Origin of the sequence: Lacticaseibacillus saniviri JCM 17471 = DSM 24301 (assembly GCF_001311785.1) — a bacterium.
Lineage (GTDB): Bacteria > Bacillota > Bacilli > Lactobacillales > Lactobacillaceae > Lacticaseibacillus > Lacticaseibacillus saniviri.
Map to the genome: position 1 here is coordinate 13,606 of NZ_BBBX01000012.1, position 22,288 is coordinate 35,893.

Genomic DNA, 22,288 nt, shown 5'->3' on the forward strand with positions numbered 1-22,288 from the left:
AAACCGTGATTCCGAATAGGGTCACGGTTTTTGTGCAACCTTTTGTGATAACTTTGCGGTGATTTTCTGCTAAGATAGACACGAGTTACTGGAGGCGAGAATGAATGAATAAAGGCAGAATTGAAGCATTTACCGACGCGATTGTGGCGATTGCCGCGACAATCATGGTCTTGGAACTCAAGCCACCCAAAGTCAACACGGTAGCGGCATTACTGGATGAATGGCCGGTCTTTTTGGCTTATCTGATCAGTTTTTCACTGATCTATATTGTTTGGTACGAACATCACAATTTGTTTCAGCGCTCAGGTGTCATCTCCTCTTCGACGTACTTCCTGAATGGGGTTTGGTTATTCTTTCTGACGTTGATTCCATTTGTTACCGCGTGGATTGGGGAATCGCCTAATTCTGTGGTCGCAGCGGTCACTTATTTACTCGTGATGCTGCTCTGGACGTTGGCCTTTCAACTGATGGAACGTCAAGTCACCTTGGATAGTGATCCACACAAACGGCATTATCGGCTGCCCAGGGCGCGTTTTAATTTCGATCTCTTTTTGCTGGGTGGCCTTGTGATTGCGTTTTTCGTGCCCTTTTTGCAATTGTGGCCGTTGGACTTTTTTCACTGATCTTGATTGTGCGCATGTTTCAGCATCGCGAGGATAGCAATGGGTAATTGTCGCGCTTTCATGTTTTCTTTGCTACAATAAGCACAAATATAGCGAGGGGGTTGGCACTTGTGGGTCACAAACGCATTTCCGCGTACCAAATCAGCATTGTTGGGATTTTATCGGCGCTGATTATTTTACAGACTTTTATTCCGTTTATGGGGAACATCACCATCCCGGGCCTACCAGCGCTGACCATTGTTCACATCACGGTCATCATTGGTGCTGTGATTCTGGGTCCCAAGCAAGGCGCACTGTTAGGTGGTATCTGGGGCACGATGTCGCTGATTCGCGCCTATACGCAAGCCACTGATCCATTAACGATTCTGCTGTTCCGGAATCCATTGATTGCCATCATTCCCAGAATCTTGGTGGGGCTGGTCGCGGGCCTTGTCTTCAACTACATCGCCAAAACACACCGCAAGGATCTGGTGGGCGTCATTAAGATGAGTGCCGCTGGCGTCCTCGGTGCGCTGACCAACACCTGTCTGTTCGTCTTGTTCACATGGATGATGTACATTCGGCAACCTGGCACCGTGATTCCTGGCTCGTCCGGAGCCAATCTGGGTTATTTATTGATTGTCATGGTGTTGGGGAATGCCGTTGTCGAAATGATATCCGCAGGCGTCATTACGCCAATTCTGGGTCAAGCATTGATTCGATTTAAACGCAATTAAAAAGTCCGGCAGTCGTTATTTTGACTGCTGGACTTTTTGCTTGGGGCGCGTGTATAATCAACCGCATCAAGTAAGTACTTGGAGGGATATTATGACAAATGCACACAATCGCACTTATACGTTGAGCATTACCGGCGTGCTCGGCGCGCTAATTATTTTGCAATCATATCTGCCGATGATTGGCTACATCACAGTGGTTCCCGGTTTGCCCGCCATCTCGACTATTCATGTGACCGTGATTGTGGCGGCCAGTTTACTGGGACCAAAAATGGGCATGGGTCTGGGAACGTTGTGGGGCGTTGTCAGCATGATTAAGGCTTATACGGAAGCAGGGGATCCATTGAGTCTGTTGCTGTTCCAAAACCCCATCATCGCCATCCTGCCACGACTGGCTGTCGGGCTAGTTGCTGGTGTCATTGCCTACTCGTTGTGGCCAAAAGTGACCGGTGTGAAGCGCACCATCAAATTAAGTGTGGCGGGGATTTTGGGGGCACTCACTAACACGGTGCTCGTAATTGCCTTGACCTGGTTATTACGCGGTAGTGCCGCCGTTAACCTGATTCCACAAGCTAACTTGGCCACATTGGGAATCGTGCTGTTCGGCATGTTTTTCGCCAATGCCGTTGCCGAAATGATTCTGGCCGGTATCGTGACCCCATTAATCGTGCAGCCATTACTACGATTCAAACGTTAATCGAGTTGCTTTTTCAGCGTCTTGGCTTGGTCCAGCGCGGTGTTGAGGTTCGCTAGACTGACATCAATTTGTTGGCCCAAAGTGCTGTAATATTGATTGATTTGACTGAGTGCAGTGTTGACATCGGCTTTTGTCGGGTCGTCCTGTAACTGATCGAATAAGGCTTGTTCGGCGTGCGTGACTTCTTTATAGTAGGCGATAAGTGTCTTGTGATCGAGTGTCGTCAGCTTGAGACTGCTCGTCAGTGCCGCCAGCGCTTTTTAGGTAATGTCGTGTCACTTTGGTTGGCTGCTTTTGTGAGTGTTCGTTGTGCCTGGGCTAGATTGGTGTCGGCTGAATTCAAATTGGTATAGGCCTTATCACGCTTATCCATCAGTTGCTTAACCGGACCATCCAGTTGTCGCAAATCTTCTTTTGGATTCGTTTTCAGCGCCCGCTGCAGCGTTGAAGGAAAGGTCGCCGTGGTGTCATTGATGACCTTGAGCGTGTCGAGCTCCGTATTGATGCTCGTCACAGTTGTCTGGGCAGCATCCTTGACCTGTTGCTTTTGATTGAAGACTTGACCGCATCCAGCAAGTAGTAGCGCAGTCATTCCAGTTAAAATTAATGCAAAATTCGCTTCATCAGCGGCGCCTCTTTTCGGTTAAATTGTTCTTATTTCCAAGTGTACCAGATTGTGTGGCGTCACCCAAAACAGAATACAAAAAAGCGATTTCAATTTTAACACCCGTTATTTAACATCTAGGGGTTGATTAATTTTGTGTGAATGGTACACTATGTTTGTACTTTTTGAATGGGCATGGTTGTAACGTTCCTTGGACTTCTTCCATCAGCGCCAAACAGAAAATGCAATAATTAACACGCGCTTAGCGCAAGGAGGATGTTCAATATGGAACATGGTACAGTTAAATGGTTTAACGCAGAAAAAGGTTATGGCTTCGTAACACGCGAAGATGGCAGCGATGTATTCGTACATTTCTCAGCTATCCAAGGCGACGGCTACAAGACTCTTGAAGAAGGTCAAGCTGTTACTTTCGATATCGAAGAAAGCGATCGCGGCCCACAAGCAGTTAACGTCAACAAAGACTAATTCTTGCTTAAATGGCAAATGATCTTCGGATCAATTGGAAAGTCGGATGAAAATCCGGCTTTTTTGTGCGCTCAATGATGTGTGTAAATGAAAGAGCCCGTGACACCTCCCGAAGGGTTGTGTCACGGGCTCTTATTTTTACGAATTTTATTGACTAATCGTGTTCCAAAGATTGCGAATTCCGGTTAACAGCGAAGTGTGCGAACTCGCGCGATGCACTTTTTCTCACAACTTTTTTATTTATAGCGTTTCGCCAGGATACGTAAAGTGCCAATTCTGCCGTGCTTGTGTCATAATCGCCATCACTTCGCGGGTCCAGACTAAGGTTGGATTCTCGCCCGTTTCAACGGCCTTGGCCATATCATTAATTTCGTAGGTGATTGCTTGATCAGTCACTCCGGCCTGTAAATGTTCGCTAGTCATGTCCGGCTTGGTGAAAGTTGCCTCTTGACTGCGTGGGTACTGATCGACCGTGTAGTAACCTTCTTCATAAGCCACAATGCCTTGTTTGGGCATCTTCGCTTGAAGATTTAAGGCAACCGTGACCTGTTCATTATTGTCGTTGGTCAATAAGAAACTGGATTGGCCGTCAACGCCGGTGCTTGTTTTAACCATCTGTGTTGCGACTAATTCAGGCGTCGCGGTCATAAAACGCCGAGCAAAACTCAATGCATAGATCCCGATATCAAGCAATGCGCCACCGGCCAGTTCTGGGTTCAACAGGCGGTCTTCAGGATTGAAGGGGACATGTGACCCAAAGCTGACCTGAATCGTCTTGAGGGCCCCCAGATGACGACTGGTGGCCTCTGACTCGAGCATTGGGTAGAGTGGCATGTGATAAATGGTCTGTGCTTCCATCAAGATGAGGTGCTTCTCTGCCGCGATGGCAACTAATTCGTCGAGTTGACGACTATTGAGCGTGATGGCCTTTTCAGCCAAGACGTGCTTACCCGCCAGCAGTGCCGCTTTGATGTTGTCATAATGAAAATTATGTGTGGTAGCGACGTAGATGATATCGATTTCGGGGTCATCGAACATCGCTTGATAACCCTTATAAGCGTGTGGCACCTTGTACTGCTCGGCAAACGCCTGTGCTTTTTCGATGCTGCGTGCGGCTACCCCATACAGGGTTTGAGTGGTTGGAAACTGTTCGGCAAAACTGTGGGCGATGCGGCCGAGGCCGACGATACCCCAGTGATAATTTGGCATGTGAGAATCCCTCTTTCTGAATGACTTGAGTCCATGGTAACACGCTTTCATCACCGGCGAACAGCGCTTATGGTCAAAAAGATGAATCTCTTGAAGAAATGACTAAACCGCGACGCTTTAGTGCCGCTATCCACCCAGATTTTGTTACAATGTGGGTAGAGGTGAATGATATGGATGATCAAATTTTGTTGCAATTGGCGTCCTCAGCAATCACACAAAGGATGCAGGATGCCGAAAAGGTTTTGATGCATTAGGTATTGATGGTGTCGCGGTTATGAGTCGCAGTCAGGCGTTGACAGCCTTACAGCGGCGACAACTGCGGCGGCTGTTCACTGACTATGAGTGGATGCTCGCGCAAGTGATTGATCCCGAATCGGCCATTCCGGTGTGGAATCAATTTCAAGAGGCTAAGCTGGTTGTTGCCAGACAGTGGCTCGCGCTGAGCAACACGACGACCAAGTTTTTAGATGATGCTGGTAAGACACCGGTGATGCATTTGCAACTGCGGCTGACTTATGCGCCGAATTTGGCTGATGTCTTGGACTTTGTCTTGCCACAACAGGTGGTGCAACGGTTGGAATCCAAACCGCTCGCATTGCTGACATGGAGTAAAGAACAATTGGAGTGATGATCAAGCTTGGCAAAACGACGGCGCCGACTACCACTATCGATGTGGCTCATTTTAATTCTCCTGATTGCGGGTGGCGGGATTGTGCTTAGCCAGTTTCGTAATCAGCAAGAACAAGCACAACTCGCTGAAAAAAATTCAGCGGAGATTGCTGCGAGTAAGAATGCCTTTATTCGCGATCATGCGGTGTACGCCAAACGCTTGCAACAAGCTTATGGGGTACTGCCCAGTATTACGCTAGCGCAAGCGATCCTCGAAAGTAATTGGGGAAACAGTGGGCTTGCCAAGAATTACCACAATTTGTTTGGGGTGAAGGGGACTGATCCCAGCAATACCAAGCTGCTGACCACACAAGAGTACGTGAACGGCGAGTGGCAGACGGTGAAGGCCCGGTTTCGGGTGTACAGTGACGATAGTGCCTCGATGAAAGACCATGTACTGTTGTTTGTGAATGGGACCGACTGGAACCCGCAGCAGTACGCCGCGGTGCTTGCGGCCAAGGATTATCGCGAAGCAGCCGTCGCCTTGCAGACGAGCGGGTATGCGACAGACCCAGATTACCCCAGCAAGTTGATTAGCTTGGTTAAGGAATATGACTTGGATCAGTATGACTAAATTCCGAATAATCCATATGCTTAGCGAAAAAACATTCAGAATTATCTGGAAAACCCGAATAATCGGGTTTTTTATTTGGCATGAAAACGCCCTTATTTTTGTATTTGAAGCTCATGAAGGCGCGTTTTCGGTTTAGGTTGGGGCTGCGTTGGCCAAATTGGAAAAACCACACATTCAAATGAGAAGCGGTTGAGTGTCGTATCAATTTATGGTAGACTTTAAAAAATTTAACTCAATAAGGGGAGTGCGTGTTGTGAAGTTACTGGAAGATCGAATTCGTGAAGATGGCCAAGTGTTGGGTGCTGATGTGCTCAAGGTTGATAATTTTTAAATCATCAAATTGATCCCGATTTGATGACGGCACTGGGTGAAGAATTTCACCGCCGTTTCGCGGATGCACCATTAACCAAGATTCTGACTGTCGAAAGCTCTGGGATTGCACCCGCATTAGCAACTGGGATGGCCTTTCATGTTCCCGTTGTCTTTGCCCGGAAGCACAAGAGTCTGACCTTAAAAGACGATTTGTATACAGCAACGGTTTACTCCTTTACTAAGAAGACCTCGAATAATGTTTCTATTTCAAAGAAGTTTTTATCTGCTGATGACAATGTGTTGATCATCGATGACTTCTTGGCAAATGGTCAAGCAGTTGAAGGCTTGATTGAAATTATTGCTCAGGCTGGTGCCACATTGAGTGGTGTCGGTATCGTGATTGAGAAATCCTTCCAAAAGGGCCGGGCATTGCTCGATGAACGCCAGATTAAGGTGGAATCATTAGCCCGCATCAAGGAATTCAAAGACGGCCAAGTTATTTTCGAAGAAGATTAGGAGGCCGATACATAGCTCATGCAAAAACAAATGAAGTTAGTACCCCAAAAGCAGCGGTTCTCGGTCTGCAGCATTTGCTGGCCATGTACTCAGGCTCTGTTTTAGTGCCGATTCTTATCGGTGCGTCACTGCACTTTACAAGTGAACAGATGACCTATCTGGTTTCCATCGACATCTTCATGTGTGGTGTGGCAACCGCATTGCAGATCTTTGCTAACAAGTTCTTCGGTATCGGGCTACCCGTTGTGCTGGGGTGTGCGGTTCAAGCCGTGGCACCGTTAATCATGATTGGCCAGAAATTCGATTTTCAGACCATGTACGGTGCGATTATTGCGGCCGGGATTTTCGTCTTCCTCATCGGGGAGACGTTTGCCAAGTTGCGCAAGCTCTTCCCACCATTAGTGACGGGGTCATTGATTACGGTCATCGGTTTGAGCTTGATTCCTGTTGCTTTCCAAAATATTGGTGGTGGTTCCACAGCAGCCAAGGATTTCGGTAGTGGCACGAACTTACTCGTCGGCGCTTTTACGGTCTTACTGATCTTGGCACTCACGGTCTGGGGTCGAGGCTTTATTCATTCCATTGCGATTTTGATTGGGTTGATTGCAGGGACCGTGTTAGGCGGCCTGTTCGGCATGGTTTCCTTCCAACCTGTGATTGAAGCCAGCTGGTTCCACGTGCCAACGCCATTTTATTTCGGGACACCTCACTTTGAATGGAGTTCAATTGTCACCATGATTCTCATATCACTGGTTTCAATGGTTGAAAGCACCGGTGTGTTCTTTGCCTTAGGTGATGTTGTTGGCCGCAAAATTGAACAAGATGACTTGAAACGCGGTTATCGCGCTGAAGGGTTAGCCGTCTTACTCGGTGGGATTTTCAACACCTTCCCTTACACGACCTTCTCGCAAACGTCGGCTTAGTGCAACTGTCCGGCATTAAAACCAGAAAGCCAGTGGTATTCTCCGCTGCCTTCCTGGTGATCCTGGGCTTGTTACCAAAATTGGTGCGCTTGCCACAATTATTCCCGCTCCCGTTCTGGGTGGCGCTATGCTTGTCATGTTCGGCATGGTGGCTGTGCAAGGCATTCGGATGTTGCAACAAGTTGATTTCCATAATGATAAGAACTTATTAGTCGCTGCGATCTCAATCGGCTTAGGCCTCGGGGTCACGGTTCAACCCGAAATCGTGCAACAATTACCAAAGACGGTTCAACTTTTATTCAGTTCAGGGATTCTCATGGCGAGCCTCAGTGCGGTATTATTAAATTGGCTCTTCAACTCGAAAAATCCGCAACCAGAAATGAGCGAAGAAGACGGGTTGAACGAGAAATAGCGTCTGACAAGTCGGAATTGAACTGACTTGCTCATAACTTTCAACGCGTAATGATGAAGAATAGAGGCATGGCGATGAGTCAGTTAATTCAACCTGGCGCCACCATCGGGATTATCGGTGGCGGCGTAACCAGTTATTGTTGGCGTCAACAGCTCACGAGATGGGGCTGAAGACAGTGATTTTGGCACCAAAGCAAACCGATGTCGCGCTTGAAGCGGCAGATATTCCATTGGTTGGATCAGCAACGGACAGTGCGGGATTAACGCAGCTAGCCGAGCTCAGTGAAGTGGTTACTTTTGTGAACGAGATGGTGGATGGATACCAATTGAACGAGCTATTTACTGCCGATCAGTTGCGCTCAGGTTCAGACATTCTCTCAATCACACAGGACCGTTACCTCGAAAAGGTCTTCCTGGAAGAACAGAATCTCAATATCTTGCCTTACGCACAGGTGGTCAGTGCCGAGGATATCGATCAGGCTGTTAAGTCTATCGGGTTTCCTTGTATGATCAAGCCTTTGCAAAAGGGTGTGGGTATCGATCAGCAGTGGCAACTGGATCAGGCGAGCGATATTGCTGCCGTGAAGCAACTGTTGAAGCCACAGCCTTACATCGTTGAGGCTTGGATCGATCAGCCACGCATGTTGGCGGTGACGGTGGTCAAAACGGCGGATCAGGTGCAGGTCTTGCCCGCTGTTGAACTGACGCGCAATGGCCAACATCTACAGGCTGTTGTCCTACCACCGCGGATTGAAGCGGGCGGTGTGCGCGAAGTGAGCCGGGTTGCGAAGGTGGTTGCGGACGAATTGAACTACACTGGTGTCTTCAGTATTCAATTCCTTGTCAGCAAGTTAGGTGCGCTTTATATCGATCGCATCTATCCCACGCTTCACGTGAGCGGCGGCATCTACAGTGGTGTCTTGCCGATTTCACAGTATGCCTTCCATCTGCGGGCACTGCTGCACTGGCCACTGCCCGAAGCAACGGCAACGAGTGATGCCGTGTGGTTGCCATTGCGGAACAAAGAGCGCGATGCCGTAATCACACAGCTTCAGATTAAACCGGATTGGCGTTTTCGCTTCTATCCTGACGGGACACACTTTATGGGTCACGTGCAGGTAGTGGGCGATCGCGACACCGTCATTGATGGCATCAACGCGACAGGCACGTTTGCAGTGAACAATTAGTCCATATTTGGGGGAGAAAAATTTGATTCCACGCTATAGTCGAGAAGAAATGGCTCATGTTTGGTCCGAAGAGAACCGTTATGCCGCTTGGTTAGAAGTTGAAATTTTGGCGGCTGAGGCTTGGGCCAGTCTGGGTGAAATCCCAGTAGCTGACGCGCAGGCACTGCGCAAGAATGCGACGTTCAATGTCGATCGCATTCATGAAATTGAAGAAATCACACGCCATGACGTTGTGGCATTCACGCGCAATGTCTCCGAAAGTCTCGGGGACGAGAAAAATGGGTCCACTTTGGACTGACCAGTACCGATGTGGTCGATACCGCGCAAGGCTATGTCTTCAAGCAAGCGGATGCCATCTTACGGCAGGATATCGATGGCCTCCTGGCTGCGCTTGCTAAACTCGCTGTGGCCAACAAAGATGTGGTGATGATGGGTCGGACCCATGGCGTTCACGCTGAACCCACCACGTTTGGCTTAGTTGTTGCGAGCTGGTATTCCGAGATGAAGCGCAACCGTGAACGCTTCGATCAAGCCGCTGATGAAGTTGAGGCGGGTAAAATCAGTGGGGCGGTTGGGACGTTTGCCAACACACCACCTGAGGTCGAAGCTTATGTGACGGAACATCTGGGCATCCGCGCTCAAGAGATTTCCACACAAGTGTTACCACGTGATCTGCACGCGCGGTACATCCAGACACTGGGCTTGATTGCGACATCGATTGAACGCTTTGCCACTCAGATTCGGCACATGCAACGAACCGAAGTCCATGAAGTGGAAGAACACTTCAATAAGGGCCAAAAGGGAAGCAGTGCCATGCCGCACAAGCGCAACCCAATCAGTTCTGAGAATGTCTCCGGCCTTGCTCGCGTCATTCGCAGCTATCAAGTGGCCGCACTCGAAGACGTCGCGCTCTGGCACGAACGGGATATTTCCCACTCCAGTGCTGAACGGATGATGCTCCCCGATGCCACCGGCTTGTTAGACTACATTCTGGTGCGCTTCACCAAGATTATCGATAATCTCGATGTCTTCCCTGATACCATGTTGGCCACATGCAAACGCACGGCCTGATTTACAGTCAACGTGTGATGCTGAAGCTGATTGAATCCGGTTTGAGTCGTGAAGCGGCATATGATTTGGTCCAACCAAAGACTGCGGTGGCCTGGGATGAACACCGTGACTTCCGCGAATTGTTGGAAGCCGATCCAGAAGTTACCGATCGCCTGTCAACGGCTGATCTCGATGATGCCTTTGATTATCACTATCACCTGAAGCGGGTGGATACGATTTTCAAGCGTGTCGGTCTGATTTAACTGTATAAGAAGCTGTGACGAAAGACGCTTTTGGAGCGCGATTAGTCTGGCTTGTTCGGAAATTTAAAAAGAGATTGTCTCAAAACCATTGGTTTTGAGACAATCTCTTTTTTTGACCAAAATGACGGTTTGCGTGCAAGGCAGCTAATCATCACCATTAGTCAAAAAGGTTATTTTATGAAAATAAATCGATTGATAAACATATGTGAATATTTAATATTTTATAAATCAAATCCATAAAAATAAAAAGTAACCGTTTTTACATTCTGGTGGTATACTGAGCACAAATCAATGATGAGTCGGCTTTCGCACTTGGAAAAGGTTGTGATGATATGGACGACGTTTATCTGTTTAACCGAGGACAGCTGTTTCAGAGTTACACCGCATTTGGCGCGCATGAGGTTTCGCCGAATCACTGGCACTTTTGGTATGGGCGCCGCATGCTCAGGGGGTGGCTGTTGTCGGTGACTTCAATCACTGGCAACCGGTCGCGTTAACGGCAGTGGCCCAAACGGGATGTTTTGAGGGCACGCTGGTGGCTGAGGCGGGTCAACTATACAAGTACGCGGTGACAGGTCCGGATGGCCAAACCCGATTGAAAGTGGATCCGTTCGGGTTTGCTTTCGAGAAAAAGCCGGGTGATGCCGCAATTTTGACCCAACTGCCGACTGTGACAGAACCGGCCATCGATCAGCACGATGCTGCAGAACAACCGATGGCAATCTATGAAGTTCACTTGGGCTCGTTTGATCGCGGACCGGAGAATCGTTATCTGACGTACCGGGAATTGGCCGAGCGGTTGATTCCGTACGCTGTGGCGCAAGGCTACACATACTTGGAGCTGATGCCACTCACCGAACACCTACTGGACGCATCGTGGGGGTATCAAACCTTTGGCTACTTTGCGCCAACGAGTCGCTTTGGCACGCCTGCCGATTTTGCTTACTTTGTGGATGCCGCTCACCGCGCGGGGTTAGCCGTGATTATGGACTGGGTACCAGGCCACTTCATCAAAAATACGGACACCCTCTATCAATTTGATGGCACGCCGACGTTTGAATATCAGGATGCACACCGTGCCGAAAACGTGCGCTGGGGGACCTGGAATTTTGATTTGGGTAAGGCGCAAGTGCAAAGCTTTTTGATCAGTAGCGCCGTCTTTTGGCTATCGCAATATCAACTCGATGGGCTGCGCGTCGATGCCGTCTCGAATATGCTGTATATGAACTACGATGTGGGTAAGGAGCACGATACCAATCGCGACGGCGGCAGCGAGAACTTGGAGGGAATCGCCTTTATTCACCAATTGAATCAGGCGGTGCACACCATGTTGCCAGAACGCCTGATGATTGCCGAAGAGAGCTCTGCCTTTCCACAGATTACTACTTCGATTGAAACGGGTGGCTTGGGCTTTGATTACAAGTGGAACATGGGCTGGATGAACGATACCTTGCGTTTCTTTGCGCGAGAGCCCGCTGATCGGCAGGCACATTTGAATGAGCTCACCTTCTCATTCATGTACATGTACAGCGAACACTATGTCTTGCCGCTATCGCATGATGAGGTGGTGCACGGCAAGAAGTCGCTGATGCACAAAATGCCGGGGGATCGCTATAATCAGTTCGCAAATTGCGCACGCTATATGTGTGGTTGATGACACATCCGGGGAAAAAGTTGCTTTTATGGGTAGTGAGTGGGGCCAGTTTTTGGAGTGGCGCGATTGGAGTGCCTTGGAGTGGCGGGACTTGCAGGACCCGTTAAATGCCAAGATGGCACACTTCACGCGCACACTGAATCAGTTGTATCAACAGCGACCGAGTTTGTGGATGCAGGATGTGGGGCCATTGGGCATGGTGATCACGCAAGCGGACTCGGTGACAGGGCTGAGCTATCGTCGCTATGATGCGACGGGTGATTACACGATTGTTGTCTTGAACCTGACACCGGATGAACAGCAGCATTTCCTTGTGCCGGTGCCAGAGCTTGGTAACTACACCCTGTTGTTGAACACGGAGAGCATTGATTTTGGGGGCACATGGACGACTTGGCCGACTCAGTTTGCGGCTGTGGCCAAGCCAGTCAACGACGAAAAGTACAGTATCGACGTCACGTTACCGGCGATGGGCGCGCTCGTGTTTGCGCCGAATCGCGTCACACCAAGGAGGAGAGATCATGGCAACTGAGATGTTGGGAATGATTCTGGCAGGCGGTCAAGGGACGCGCCTGGGCAAATTGACAAAGACCACAGCAAAGCCGTCAGTACCATTTGGGGGACGCTACCGCATTATTGATTTCACGCTGAGCAATCTCGCAAATTCCGGTGTCGCGAGTGCCGGTGTCATCACGCAGTATCAACCCCTCGAGCTCAATCGGCACATTCAAAATGGTGCGAGCTGGGGGCTAAACGAGAAGAACGGCGGCGTCACGATTTTGCAACCCTACGCTTCGAGCGAGGGTGAGAAGTTCTTTGAGGGCACGGCCCACGCAATTTATCAAAACATGGCGTATATCGACTCCTATGCGCCGCAGTATCTGTTGATTCTGTCGGGCGATCACATCTACAAGATGAATTATCAAACCATGTTGGATTTCCATAAAGCCAAGAAGGCGGCACTGACCGTCGCTGTGATGCCGGTCGATAAGAAAGAGGCCAGTCGTTTTGGCATCATGAATACCGATGACACCGAGCGGATTATCCAGTTTGAGGAAAAGCCAAAGGAACCAAAGAGCAATCTGGCTTCAATGGGAATCTATATTTTCAACTGGCCAACACTGCGGCAATATCTGGTGGAGAGCTACGCGACAGATGGCAAGATGGAAGATTTCGGTAAGGACGTGATTCCGGCCTACCTGGCACACAACGAGGCAACTTTTGCTTATTCATTCTCGGGGTACTGGAAGGATGTTGGCACAATCAACAGTCTGTGGGAGGCCAACATGGAATTCCTCTCACCGAACAATCCGTTGCACATCACGAATCGCAATTGGCGCATCTATTCGCAAAATGATGCACTGCCACCGATTTATCTCACCGGTACCGCGAAGATTAAACGCGCCATGATCGTTGACGGTGATTATGTGGCGGGAACGATTGACCACAGTATTTTGAGTCAAAATGTCAAAGTTGGTGAAGGTAGTGTCGTCAAAGACAGCATGATTATGCCCAACGTGGTGATTGGGAAGAACGTGACGATTGATCACGCGATTGTCGGTGAGAACGCCATTGTGGGTGATGGCGGCGACATCATTGGTAAAGCGGATGACATTGCCGTCGTGGGTTACGGCGAAATTGTGGGAAGGAAGGAAAAAGAATGAAAACTGGGACGATTGCGGCCATCATTGACCTAAATGAAGTGGATAGTGCGCTGTTACCTCTGACCACCTATCGACCAATTGGCACCCTGCCATTTGCGGGGCGGTACCGCTTGTTGGATTTCCCGTTGTCGGCCATTAATCACGCCAATATTCACAGTGTCGGCTTATTCTTGCCACGTTCGGGCCGGTCCGTTCAAGACCACATTCGCAGTGGTTCCTCGTGGGACCTGGATTCACTGCAGGGTGGTGTCTTCATGTTTCCGTATATTGCCGAGCGTGATTACGATGATGCGGCGACACGCCAACGTTACTATGATGATTATCTTCAATTCTTGCGCAAATCTGAAACCCAGTATACGGCGGTGATGGGTTCTCAAAGCATCGCCAATCTGGATTTGGATGCCTTAGTGGCCTACCACAAAGCGGGTGACAGTCGGCTCACGACAATGTATAAACAGGTGCCAAAGAGCCAGGTCGATGATCACGATTGGACGGTTGAACTATCCGAATTGGGCACCGCTAGCAGCATTGTGCGCGCCAAGCAGCATCATGGGCAACCCGGTGTGGATACCTTGCCCGTCTTCATGAATGTTTATCTGCTCGAAACACAAGATCTGATCGACATGTTGGTGGCTGCCAGTGAGAAGAAACACTTCAAACGCTTGCCGCAGGTTTTGCGCGAGGCAGTGCTGGAGAATAATGCCAACGCGTTTGAATACACCGGCTATCTGGCGACTATCACCAGCTTGGCTCGTTATTACGCCGCCAACATGGCCATGCTCGATGATACGAATTATCAAGCGCTCTTCTACACTTCCCGGCCGATTGAAACCAAAAATAAAAATGAGGTGCCAACCTTCTTTGCCAAAGATTCGGCAGTGACCAGTAGCCTGGTGGGCACCGGTGGCTATATCGAAGGCACAATTACGCACAGTGTGATTTTCCGGAACGTGGTGGTGCATCGTGATGCCACCGTTGCCGACAGTATCGTGATGCAGGGCAGTAAAATCAGTGCGGGTTCGGAAGTGCGGTATGCCATCTTGGATAAGGGTGTGGTGATTGGCCCGAATCTGTCACTGATCGGCACACCGGAAAAGCCATTGGTCTTTGAGAAGAATCAACGGGTTTTCAACAAACAGGGCAGGAGGTCAACACACAATGAAAGTTTTATTTGCCGCAGCAGAAGGCGCACCACTCTATAAAGTCGGTGGTTTAGGTGATGTGGCCTATGCCTTGCCACAAGCACTGCACCGGCTAGGCGTCGACATCCGCGTGGTGCTGCCGTATTACAGTCGTTTGATTCCCGATGACTATCGCGCCCAGACCAAGGATGTGGCACACTTCACGCTGCAATTCGGTCAACGCAATGTGTACGTGGGTATCAAGACGCTGATGTTGGGTGAGGTACCCGTGTATCTGATCGATAATGAAGAATTTTTCGGACGTGATTATCTCTATGGGTCGTGGGATGACGGCGGTCGCTTTGGTTTCTTTCAGATGGCACTGATCGAAATGCTACAGGTGATTGATTGGATTCCTGACGTGATTCACGTGAACGATTGGCACACGGCGATGGTGCCTGTGCTGCTCAAAGATAAGTATCAGTGGATTGCACCATATCAGCAGATCAAAACGCAACTGACCATTCACAATTTGCAGTTTCAGGGCGAGTTCCCACCCAGTGTGTTGGACGATGTTTTTGGCATTGGCCGCCAGTATTTTAACGATGATGGCTTCGCGCAAAATGGGGCCGTGAACTACATGAAGGGTGGCATCAATTTTGCCGACATCGTGAGCACGGTCAGTCCCAGTTATGCGCAAGAGATTCAGACGCCAGCCATGGGTGAGCGGCTGGATGGCACATTGCGCAAGAATGCCGGCAAGCTCGCCGGGATTTTGAACGGGATCGATACCACGCTGTACAATCCAGCCACCGATCCAACCATTGCGTCAACCTATGACGCGGCTGACCTGACGGGTAAGGCTCGCGATAAGGCAGCGCTACAAAACCGCATGCAGCTGCCAATCAGTGATGACCCCGTATTCGGCATGGTGACACGGCTCACGCGCCAAAAGGGGTTGATCTGCTCCTCAATCAACTGGAGAATTTCTTGCTGCATCAACCGGTGCAGGTCGTCATCTTGGGGACCGGTGATGCGGACCTTGAAGGGGAGTTATTGGCGCTTGCCGATCGCTTTGCCGGCCAGTTGGCGGTGCAACTGCGGTTCGATGAACAACTGGCACGACAGATTTATGCCGGTGCCGACTTCTTCATGATGCCGAGTGCATTTGAACCCAGTGGCTTAGCCCAGATGATGGCGATGCGCTACGGCACGATTCCGATTGTGCACGAGACCGGTGGCTTGCGGGATTCCGTTCAACCATTCGATCCGAATACGGGCAGTGGTACCGGGCTGTCGTTCTACGATTATCGGCCCGAAGTTTTGGGCACAATGCTCGCAATGGGCGCAGATCTCTATGTGAATCATTTTGCTGATTATCAGCAATTGCAACAACAGGCCATGCAGGCGGATTTCAGTTGGGACAAAGCCTCTGCCGCGTACTTGGCCCACTATCAATCGTTAATGAGGTGATGATATGCAGATAACGCCGGATAAATTCGCCCAGGCATTTGAAGATGAGGTCATGCGCTCCTTTGCCACGTCGTTGCGTAGCGCCACACCTGATCAACAGTTCGTTGCGCTGGCCAATATGGTCAAGCGCTATAACGCAAAAGATTGGGCCGCCACCAAGCAAGCGTACGACCAACCAACGCGCAAACAAGTTTATTATTTTTCAATTGAGTTTTTGCCGGGCCGCTTCTTAGGGGATTACTTGCTCAACTTGGGTCTGCTCGACACGGCAAGAGAGGCCTTGACGCAATTAGGGCTCAACCTCGAGGATGTCTTGGCCGTGGAAGTGGATCCCGGCCTAGGCAATGGGGGTTTGGGCCGCTTAGCATCCGCCTTTATGGACGCGATGGCCGCTGTTGGCATGGCAGGTAATGGTAACGGCTTGCGTTACCGCTACGGCTTGTTCCAGCAAGATTTTGTCAATGGTTATCAAGTCGAATTACCGGACGATTGGCTGCGTAACGGGTATGTCTGGGAAACACGGAAAGAAAATCGCGCGGTCAGTGTGAAGTTCGGTGGTTGGGTGGAACTTCAGCCCGTGCGGCAAGGTTATCTGCAGGCGCGCTATCATGACACAGAAGACGTTTGGCTGTGCCGTATGATGTGCCGATGATTGGCTATCGCAATGGTGTGGTCAATACCTTGCGGCTATGGCAGGCTGAGGTGCCCACAACCAGCATGATGACGGGGACTCAGCGCGAAGAAATTACCGATATCACGCGCGGCTTATATCCCGATGACTCGACGGAAGAGGGGCGACGGCTTCGGTTGCGGCAGGAATACTTCTTGGTGTCTGCTGGCATTCAAAGTATTGTGCGGAACTATCGACGTACCCATGTGGACCTGTTTGATTTCGCCAAGCACGTGGCGATTCACATCAATGATACCCATCCGGCCGTTGCCGTTGCTGAATTGATGCGCATTCTGCTCGATGATGCGCATATGTCCTGGCAGCAGGCCTGGTCGATCACGGTACAGACGCTGAGTTACACCAACCACACATTGCTTCAGGAAGCCTTAGAGAAATGGTCGATTCCGTTATTTGCGTCCTTGTTGCCGCGCATCTATCAGATTATCCAAGAGATTGATCGGCGGTTTCGTGAGAAATATGTGCCATTGCGTGGGGAGGCGTTTGTCAATCGCATTGCCCCACTAGGGGATGGTCAGGTGCGCATGGCCTATCTCGCGGTGCTCGGGAGTCACGCAATCAATGGTGTCGCCAAACTGCACACGACATTGCTAGAGTCGAGTGTGCTGCGAGATTGGTACCAATTGTTTCCAGAGCGCTTCTCCAATCAAACCAATGGCATTACGCCAAGGCGTTGGATTCAAACGGCGGACCAGCCGCTCTCTGACTTGTTGGACCAAACGATCGGTGATGCCTGGCGCACCAATCCATTGGCACTGAGAAGTCTGCATCAATACCAGGATGATGACGCATTTTTAACGGCCTTGAATCAGACAAAACATGCCAATAAGCAACACTTGGCCGCCATGATTCAGCATTCACTGGGACTCGTCGTGGATCCCAATGCGATCTTTGATGTGCAAATCAAACGACTGCACGCTTATAAGCGTCAGTTGTTGAATGTGTTGGGTCTCATCGATCGCTATCAGCGCTTAAAAGCGGGCGAAGATTTGGGCGTGAAACGCGTGCATATTTTTGGGGCGAAGGCGGCACCTGGTTATTACTACGCCAAGGAGATTATCAAGTTGATCAACGCGCTTGCCGACCAGATTAATCACGATCCCAGCATCAATCAGCAGTTGCAGATTGCCTTCTTGCCCAATTATGGCGTTTCAATGGCCGAACAAATTATTCCCGCAGCGGACGTTTCCGAACAGATTTCACTGGCGGGCATGGAGGCCAGCGGCACCAGTAACATGAAATTGATGGCGGCTGGGGCGGTAACATTGGCCACACTCGATGGCGCCAATATTGAGATTCGTGATGCGGTCGGACCGGATGCGATTGTCACGTTTGGCTTGACGGCGGATGAAGTCGCCGCCCATCAGCGGCAACAGGATTATGACGCGCGGGCGCTTGCCGCCAGTGATCCCGTTTTGACGCGGGTTCTGAGTGCCTTGGTTGACGGCAGTATTCCGGGCATCGAGTCGGTTGGTCGAGATATCTATGATTCATTGATTCGCTACAACGACGATTACTTTGTGCTGGCAGATTTTCATGCTTATCAAGCGGCGCAAAAACGCATCGATTTGTTGTATCAAGAGCCGCTGAATTGGGCGAGGATGGCATTAGCAAGCATTGCCGAGAGCGGCCGCTTTTCCGCAGATTTCACGGTGCAGGGCTACGGTAACCAAATTTGGTCTGTCGCGCCGACCCATCCACTGGTAAAGGATGATGACGTATGACGTACAATTCATTTCTCGATCGCAGTCCGTTCGGGGCAGTCGTGGTCGATACAACAGTGACATGGCGGTATTCGGCGGATGATCAAACTCAACAGGTCACACTCATGCTGTATCGCGATGGGGATTGGCACAATCCCCATGAAGTGCCGATGCAACGCGACCAGCAACAGTTTGTGACTGAAACCCGGATCGACACGGTGGGGCTGTGGTTCTATGCCTTCTTGGTCAATGACGCCACCGGTCAATTCTGGTATGGCTGTCCCGATGGTGGCGACGGTGGCCTGGGCCAAATGTATGCCGATCGTGATCACGTTCAGATGTATCAGCTGACTGTGATGCAACGCGCGCCGCAACTGCCTGCTTGGTATCAGCGGGCGCGGGTCTATCACATCTTTGTCGATCGGTTCAACAATGGCAATGCGGATGGTCACGTGAATCATCCCAAACCGGATAGTTTTCTTTATGGGCAGCTGACTGACCGCCCGTATTACATCAAAGATGAGAACGGCCAGATTGTGCGCTGGGACTTTTATGGGGGCAATCTCAAGGGCATCACCAAAATTCCTTATCTGCAATCGCTGGGGATCAACGCACTGTATCTGAGTCCGATTTTTGAGGCACGCAGTAATCATCGCTATGACACCGGCGATTATTTCAAAATCGATCCCATGTTGGGGGACCTCAATGATTTTGACGAATTGATTGCCACAGCACACGCAGCGGGCATGCACGTGATTTTGGATGGCGTGTTCAATCACGTCGGTGCGGATAGTCGCTATTTCAACGCGGCCAAGCATTACCCGCGCATCGGGGCCACGGACAGCCGGGACAGTCCCTATGCCGACTGGTTCATGTTCAAACATTTCCCCGATGATTACGCGAGTTGGTGGGGGGTGAAGGATTTACCGGCCATCAACAAGGACAATACAGATTTCCATGATTTCATTGCCGGCCCCGATGGTGTGATTGATTATTGGACCAAACGCGGGGTCGATGGCTGGCGCTTGGATGTGGCCGATGAGCTGAGTGATCCATTCTTGGATCAGATTAAAGCACGGTTGGCACATTATCCGGATCGTGTCCTGATTGGTGAGGTCTGGGAAGACGCTTCCCACAAGGTGGCTTATGGCTCACGCCGGCGCTATCTGTTAGGCGATCAACTGGATGCGGTCATGAATTATCCTTTGCGACAATTGATAATCGACTTGGTGCTCAATACGATCTCACCGGCAAGCTTCATTAATCACCTGATGACACTCAAGGAGAATTATCCGCAAGCGACATTTGCAAATAATTTCAATTTGCTCGATAGTCACGACACCCGCCGAATTCTGACGACGCTCGATGGCGATAAGCAGCGCATGGCCATTGCCATCGCACTGCTCTATACGCTCCCAGGTGTACCGGTCCTCTACTATGGTGATGAGGCGGGGCTGACCGGTGGGGTTGACCCAGATAATCGGGCCTATTATCCCTGGACAGCGATCGATCAGCAGACGATGGCATTGTTTCAACAGGCCATCGAGTGGCGCGACCAAGCCGCATTTGCGACCGACAGCGCTTGGTATCCGTTCAGTTTCACCGGCGGTCTGGGCTATCTGCGCGAGTCCGATCATGCGACAAGCCTGGTCCTAATCAATGTTACCGCCGCGCCACTCACCATCGGCACCATTGATTGGACGTTGGTACCCGCAAATAAGCAGTTACCGGCATTAGCCTCACGCACCTTAGCACCCTTTGAGGTCACCGTGAGTGAAGATGCATAGACCTATCATAAGGAGGGACAAAGGAATGTTTGTCGCCCCTCTTTTTTGTGCATTTTAAATGATAGCGCCATCATGATCGCAATCTACGTTATAATGAATTCAGCGAATACAGAAATGGAGCTTCAAAACATGACAACAATTAGCTTACATATGCCTGTCAACGAACTCGTGGCCACGCATCCAGACATCATTCCGGTGATGGTTGGCATGGGTCTTGACGGGGTAACCAACCCCGCATTGCTCAATACGGTGGGGCGGTTCATGACGCTTGAAAAAGGCGCGCGAATGAAACATATTCCATTAGAAGAATTAACAAAACAACTGGTTGCGGCCGGTTTTGAGGTGAGTGCAGATGAACAATAGTGTCGATCGACAAAAGAAAATCGTTGAAATTCTCAAGATGCTGCATGAAGGTGATGACTTTGAAACTGCCAAGCAGATTTTTGATGCGACCTTCGATGGCGTAGATGTCTCTGAAATCACATCAGCGAGCGGGAATTGATTGCATCCGGGCTCAACCCGATGGAAATTCAAAATTTGTGTAATGTGCACGCCGCAGTCTTCCGTGGCAAAATCAATCCCAATCAGGAAACCCCAACAGCTGATATCCCTGGGCATCCGGTTCAAGTGCTGAAACTCGAGAATATGGTGTTGATGTCGTTGATCAATGATGAACTGCTGCCAACTTTAAAAAAGTGGCAACAGGATGGCGATAACCCTGACTATTTGGCCCGATTACAACAGGCATTGCGCGATTTGGCGACAATCGACAAACACTATGCCCGTAAAGAAAATCTGATTTTCCTTTGATGGACAAATACGGCATTACTGCACCGCCCAAAGTGATGTGGGGTGTGGATGATGAGATTCGCGGCTGGATTAAAGATGCCCATCAGCTGGTCATGCAGCAACCACTCCCGGATAAGTATGCGATTGAAGCGGCTATCGAAAAGGCGGCCAAGGAAGTCGACGAGATGGTGTTTAAGGAAGAAGAAATCATGTTGCCGATGGTGCTCGAGGTCTTTACACCCAGCGACTGGGGGATGGTCGCCGAAGAGAGTGCTCCAATCGGCTATACGTTAATTGCGCAGCCTTTACCGTGGCATCCCACAGAAGCACAGTTGGCGGAAAAGCCCAAGGTGTCGCAGCGGGCCAAAGAACTCAACGCGATGGCACAGGTGCTGGCGGAAAGTCAGGATTTTTGCAGTGCACGTAAATCTGAGCCTTCAGTGAACCAAACGATTGCGGCGATTCATGCGGATGCGCCACAACTGCCCAATCAAACAGCGGGCAAGACGCCAGACGACTTACCACCGATTACTATCGCTTCGAAACCACGGTTACGTGACAAACAAAACGGTCTGGTCAGCGGTGCCGCAGATCAAACGCGCATCGAAATCGATGGCATTAATCCGGCTAAGGTACTGTTGCCAACGGGGAGCTTTGATCTGGATGAATTGATGAATGTCCTGCGCATTCTGCCGCTCGATTTGACCTTCGTTGATGCCAACGATACTGTTAATGGTTCAGCAACTCAGAGCACCGAATTTTCCCACGGACCACAGCCGTGATTGGTCGACTCGTCGTCAATTGCCACCCGCCAAATCCGTTGATCGGGTGATTGCGATTCTAGAAGATTTTCATTCGGGCAAACGCGACCACGCCGATTTCTGGTTTAACATGCGCGGTAAAACCATTTACATCCGCTATTTTGCCGTTCGCGATACGCAAAATAATTACTTGGGTTGCTTAGAAGTCAGCCAAGATATCACTGAGATTCAACAGCTAGAGGGCGAAAAGCGCCTGTAGCAACCGTTATCGAAGGCGTCATAACAAAGGAGTCTGTCACGAGACCAGTTGGTTTTGTGGCAGGCTCTTTATGATGCCATGTTAGCGATTCATCTGTTCCGATTTATTCTCCGCCAATCGACCGAACACGTTTTCTTCTTGTCGCACTGAGGCAT

General features: G+C 50.1%; 13 protein-coding genes and 7 pseudogenes. 18 read left to right on the plus strand and 2 right to left on the minus strand.

Translation table 11 applies throughout. The features are described 5' to 3' along the window. The first annotated feature begins 104 nt into the window (after positions 1–104). The 3 genes from JCM17471_RS07195 to JCM17471_RS07205 all read left to right on the plus strand — a co-directional run bounded on the left by JCM17471_RS07195 (position 105) and on the right by JCM17471_RS07205 (position 2,033). The gene (locus tag JCM17471_RS07195) at positions 105–623 is read left to right on the plus strand and encodes a TMEM175 family protein (RefSeq protein ID WP_054777366.1); all 519 of its coding nucleotides are present in this window, start codon (positions 105–107) and stop codon (positions 621–623) included. A 110-nt stretch (positions 624–733) separates the two neighbouring features. Next, entirely contained in the window at positions 734–1,339 is a 606-nt protein-coding gene (locus JCM17471_RS07200) for an ECF transporter S component (protein ID WP_054777367.1), read from the plus strand. 91 nt (positions 1,340–1,430) lie between these two features. Then, the gene (locus JCM17471_RS07205) at positions 1,431–2,033 is read left to right on the plus strand and encodes an ECF transporter S component (RefSeq protein ID WP_054777368.1); all 603 of its coding nucleotides are present in this window, start codon (positions 1,431–1,433) and stop codon (positions 2,031–2,033) included. Positions 2,034–2,274: 241 nt separating this feature from the next. Here the strand turns inward: JCM17471_RS07205 and JCM17471_RS07210 are convergent, their stop codons facing one another. Continuing rightward, positions 2,275–2,625, minus strand: a complete 351-nt coding sequence (locus tag JCM17471_RS07210) for a hypothetical protein (protein ID WP_054777369.1) — start codon at positions 2,623–2,625, stop codon at positions 2,275–2,277. A gap of 297 nt (positions 2,626–2,922) precedes the next feature. Here JCM17471_RS07210 and JCM17471_RS07215 point away from each other — a divergent pair, with 297 nt between their 5' ends. Next, positions 2,923–3,123 (plus strand): cold-shock protein, encoded by a 201-nt coding sequence (locus tag JCM17471_RS07215; protein ID WP_054777370.1) that lies wholly within the window; start codon positions 2,923–2,925, stop codon positions 3,121–3,123. A gap of 240 nt (positions 3,124–3,363) precedes the next feature. Here the strand turns inward: JCM17471_RS07215 and JCM17471_RS07220 are convergent, their stop codons facing one another. Continuing rightward, positions 3,364–4,332 (minus strand): Gfo/Idh/MocA family protein, encoded by a 969-nt coding sequence (locus JCM17471_RS07220; protein WP_054777371.1) that lies wholly within the window; start codon positions 4,330–4,332, stop codon positions 3,364–3,366. Between the two features lie 274 nt (positions 4,333–4,606). On the opposite strand from JCM17471_RS07220, the gene JCM17471_RS07225 reads away from it, so the two are divergent. The 14 genes and pseudogenes from JCM17471_RS07225 (at position 4,607) to JCM17471_RS07290 (ending at position 22,133) form a co-directional block, all read left to right on the plus strand. After that, positions 4,607–4,960 carry a hypothetical protein gene (locus JCM17471_RS07225; protein WP_054777372.1) on the plus strand — a complete coding sequence of 118 codons (354 nt, stop codon included), beginning with the start codon at positions 4,607–4,609 and terminating at the stop codon, positions 4,958–4,960. Positions 4,961–4,969: 9 nt separating this feature from the next. Next, entirely contained in the window at positions 4,970–5,575 is a 606-nt protein-coding gene (locus tag JCM17471_RS07230; protein ID WP_054777373.1) for a glycoside hydrolase family 73 protein, read from the plus strand. A 253-nt stretch (positions 5,576–5,828) separates the two neighbouring features. Further along, positions 5,829–6,403: pseudogene (locus JCM17471_RS07235) on the plus strand (xanthine phosphoribosyltransferase). Positions 6,404–6,486: 83 nt separating this feature from the next. After that, positions 6,487–7,738: pseudogene (locus JCM17471_RS07240) on the plus strand (nucleobase:cation symporter-2 family protein). A gap of 160 nt (positions 7,739–7,898) precedes the next feature. Further along, complete coding sequence (locus JCM17471_RS07245) at positions 7,899–8,924, plus strand: ATP-grasp domain-containing protein (protein ID WP_156321636.1); 1,026 nt, start codon at positions 7,899–7,901, stop codon at positions 8,922–8,924. 22 nt (positions 8,925–8,946) lie between these two features. After that, positions 8,947–10,237: pseudogene (gene purB / locus JCM17471_RS07250) on the plus strand (adenylosuccinate lyase). Positions 10,238–10,569: 332 nt separating this feature from the next. Then, a pseudogene (gene glgB / locus JCM17471_RS07255) lies at positions 10,570–12,420 on the plus strand (1,4-alpha-glucan branching protein GlgB). Next, positions 12,410–13,552 carry a glucose-1-phosphate adenylyltransferase gene (locus tag JCM17471_RS07260; RefSeq protein ID WP_054777375.1) on the plus strand — a complete coding sequence of 381 codons (1,143 nt, stop codon included), beginning with the start codon at positions 12,410–12,412 and terminating at the stop codon, positions 13,550–13,552. The pseudogene glgB and the gene JCM17471_RS07260 overlap by 11 nt, the downstream one beginning before the upstream one ends. Further along, complete coding sequence (glgD, locus tag JCM17471_RS07265) at positions 13,549–14,754, plus strand: glucose-1-phosphate adenylyltransferase subunit GlgD (RefSeq protein WP_054777376.1); 1,206 nt, start codon at positions 13,549–13,551, stop codon at positions 14,752–14,754. Before JCM17471_RS07260 ends, glgD begins: the two co-directional genes overlap by 4 nt. Beyond that, positions 14,711–16,146: pseudogene (gene glgA / locus JCM17471_RS07270) on the plus strand (glycogen synthase GlgA). Before glgD ends, glgA begins: the two are co-directional and overlap by 44 nt. A gap of 4 nt (positions 16,147–16,150) precedes the next feature. Further along, positions 16,151–18,558: pseudogene (locus JCM17471_RS07275) on the plus strand (glycogen/starch/alpha-glucan phosphorylase). Next, the gene (locus tag JCM17471_RS07280) at positions 18,555–20,324 is read left to right on the plus strand and encodes a glycoside hydrolase family 13 protein (RefSeq protein WP_054777377.1); all 1,770 of its coding nucleotides are present in this window, start codon (positions 18,555–18,557) and stop codon (positions 20,322–20,324) included. The pseudogene JCM17471_RS07275 and the gene JCM17471_RS07280 overlap by 4 nt, the downstream one beginning before the upstream one ends. Positions 20,325–20,453: 129 nt before the next feature. After that, the gene (locus tag JCM17471_RS07285; RefSeq protein ID WP_054777404.1) at positions 20,454–20,687 is read left to right on the plus strand and encodes a DUF1858 domain-containing protein; all 234 of its coding nucleotides are present in this window, start codon (positions 20,454–20,456) and stop codon (positions 20,685–20,687) included. Next, positions 20,677–22,133, plus strand: a pseudogene (locus tag JCM17471_RS07290) (DUF438 domain-containing protein). The gene JCM17471_RS07285 and the pseudogene JCM17471_RS07290 overlap by 11 nt, the downstream one beginning before the upstream one ends. Positions 22,134–22,288 lie beyond the last annotated feature (155 nt).

Excerpts from the sequence above, each read along its gene's own strand:
- JCM17471_RS07195 (WP_054777366.1), top strand. The coding sequence starts at position 105 with ATGAATAAAGGCAGAATTGAAGCATTTACCGACGCGATTGTGGCGATT.
- JCM17471_RS07205 (WP_054777368.1), top strand. The coding sequence starts at position 1,431 with ATGACAAATGCACACAATCGCACTTATACGTTGAGCATTACCGGCGTG.
- JCM17471_RS07210 (WP_054777369.1), bottom strand. The coding sequence starts at position 2,625 with ATGACTGCGCTACTACTTGCTGGATGCGGTCAAGTCTTCAATCAAAAG.
- JCM17471_RS07215 (WP_054777370.1), top strand. The coding sequence starts at position 2,923 with ATGGAACATGGTACAGTTAAATGGTTTAACGCAGAAAAAGGTTATGGC.
- JCM17471_RS07220 (WP_054777371.1), bottom strand. The coding sequence starts at position 4,332 with ATGCCAAATTATCACTGGGGTATCGTCGGCCTCGGCCGCATCGCCCAC.
- JCM17471_RS07225 (WP_054777372.1), top strand. The coding sequence starts at position 4,607 with ATGAGTCGCAGTCAGGCGTTGACAGCCTTACAGCGGCGACAACTGCGG.
- JCM17471_RS07245 (WP_156321636.1), top strand. The coding sequence starts at position 7,899 with ATGGGGCTGAAGACAGTGATTTTGGCACCAAAGCAAACCGATGTCGCG.
- JCM17471_RS07260 (WP_054777375.1), top strand. The coding sequence starts at position 12,410 with ATGGCAACTGAGATGTTGGGAATGATTCTGGCAGGCGGTCAAGGGACG.
- glgD (WP_054777376.1), top strand. The coding sequence starts at position 13,549 with ATGAAAACTGGGACGATTGCGGCCATCATTGACCTAAATGAAGTGGAT.
- JCM17471_RS07280 (WP_054777377.1), top strand. The coding sequence starts at position 18,555 with ATGACGTACAATTCATTTCTCGATCGCAGTCCGTTCGGGGCAGTCGTG.
- JCM17471_RS07285 (WP_054777404.1), top strand. The coding sequence starts at position 20,454 with ATGACAACAATTAGCTTACATATGCCTGTCAACGAACTCGTGGCCACG.